Source organism: uncultured Jatrophihabitans sp., from assembly GCF_964252635.1.
GTDB lineage: Bacteria > Actinomycetota > Actinomycetes > Mycobacteriales > Jatrophihabitantaceae > Jatrophihabitans.
This window is the reverse complement of the sequence record NZ_CAXUNP010000047.1, coordinates 25203-27419: the sequence shown is the minus strand read 5'-3', so window position 1 is coordinate 27419 and position 2217 is coordinate 25203. Positions and strand designations below refer to the sequence as shown.

Annotated in this window: 1 protein-coding gene; it reads left to right on the top strand. The window is 69.7% G+C overall.

Annotation, left to right across the window (positions count from 1 at the left end):
• Positions 1–2107: glycoside hydrolase family 92 protein (locus ACFFCA_RS16960; protein WP_375486912.1), on the top strand; the 2107-nt coding region annotated here is incomplete at its 5' end.
• Positions 2108–2217 lie beyond the last annotated feature (110 nt).

Sequence of the window (2217 nt, the reverse complement as noted above, 5' to 3'; positions counted from 1 at the left end):
GATCACGTCGATGCTCAACGACTACGACCAGTCCGGCATGTTGCCGAAGTGGGCGCTGAACAACGGCGAGAGCTACGTGATGGTCGGCGACCCGGCCGACGGCATCATCGCCGACGCGTACGCGTTCGGTGCGCGGGACTTCGACACCGGCCACGCGCTGAGCGCGATGATCGCCGAGGCCACGCAGACGAACAACATCCGGCCGGCACAGTCGGCGCGTGACGACTACGGCTACATCCCCAACGACAAGCAGTACGCCTGCTGCAACTTCTACGGCTCGGTGTCGACGTTGCTCGAGTACGACAGTGCCGACTACTCGATCGCGTCGCTGGCGAAGTCGCTGGGCCGGCACAGCACCTACGCGCAGTTCGCGGCACGGTCGCAGGACTGGCAGAACGTGTTCAACCCGGCCACGGGTTACGTGCAGGCCAAGCAGGCCGACGGCAACTGGGTCCCCGGGTTCACGCCGTCGACGAGCACCGGCATGGTCGAGGGAACCGCGGCGCAGTACACGCCGATGGTGCCGTTCAACATCAAGGCGCTCGCCGCGGCCCGCGGCGGCAACGCGAAGTACGGCAGCTTCCTCGACAGCCTGTTCACCTCGATCCCGCACCCCAGCTCGACCAACGCGGACCTGTCGAACGAGCCGAGCATCGAGATCCCGTGGGAGTACGACTACGTCGGGATGCCGTGGAAGACGCAGAAGACGGTGCGAGACGCCCAGCAGCAGCTGTACTTCAACGCACCCGTCGGGCAGTTCGGCAACGACGACCTGGGCGCCATGAGCTCGTGGTACGTGTGGTCGAACCTGGGCATGTACCCCGAGACCCCCGGCAGCGGCACGCTGGCGATGGGCAGCCCGACGTTCCCGGTCACCGAGGTGCACCTCGCCGGCGGCAAGACGCTCACGATCACCGCTCCGAACGCGGCGACCAACGCGCCCTACGTGCACGGCATGAGCGTGAACGGCAAGGCGTGGAACAAGCCCTGGACGACGTGGAACGCGATCGCCAAGGGCCCGACGATGAACTTCGACCTCGGCACGACCGCGGACACCAGCTGGGGCACCGATGCCGCAGCGGCCCCGCCGTCGGACGCGACCGGGGAGACGCCGGTCTTCACCTCGGTGTCACCGTCGAGCCTGGTGCTCCAGCCCGGTAAGTCGGCGGCGAGCAAGGTGACGGCGACGAACATCAGCAAGTCGGCACGGACCGTGAAGTGGGCGGCCACCCCGGCCGCCGGCGTCACGGTGTCGCCCGACCACGGCACGCTGAAGGTGCTGGCCGGCCAGACCGTCTCCGCACCGGTCACGGTGACGGCGGGGTCGTCGTCCGAGGGCCGGTACTCGGTGGCGGTCTCGTTCACGATGGGCTCCGACACGCTGTCGAGCTCCTCGGTCGCCGTCGCGGTGGCCAAGGCCGGTGAGGTGTGGCCGTACTACACCAACGCGGGTGTTACCGACGACGACAACACCGACGCCGCGTCCTTCGACGGTGAGGGGTGGAGCTTCTCGGCGTCCGCGCTGGCCGCGCAGGGCATCAAGCCCGGTGGGACGGTGACCACGGACGGCGTGCACTACGTGTGGCCGAACGTGCCGAGCGCCTCGTTGGACAACATCGAGATGTCCGGTCAGACCATCCCGCTGGCGGTGCCCGCCGGCGCGACCAAGATCGGCCTGCTCGGGTCGGCATCCAACGGCGACGCCACGATGGGTGCCGGCGGCACGGTGACCGTCACCTACACCGACGGCAGCACGTCGACCTTCAAGGCCGACTTCAGTGACTGGACGTTGGGGGCCAACGCGAACCAGCCGGTCGCCGGGAACGTGACGGCGGCCAAGACGGCCTACCGCAACGCGCCGGGCAACTCGCAGGACATGGTGAACACCTACCTGTTCGGCATCGACGCGCCGCTGACCGCGGGCAAGACCGTCGCCAGCATCACGCTGCCGACGTCGAGCGGCGGTGACGCCCACGTGTTCGCCATCGGGTTCGACGGCACGACGGGTGCCAGCTCGCAGGTGCGGACCAGCACGCCCAACGTGCGGACCGCACCCGTGGGTCACCGCCAGCCGGGGCACGTCGTGCCCAACTCGCGGCGCCCGTGAGGTCGGCAGGCTAGAACAGGGGAGCGTGGGGGGGGGGCCGGCGCGGCCGGCGGGCCGGGGGGGCGGGGGGGGGGGGCCCCCCCCCCCCGCGGCGCTAGATCGCGCCGCTC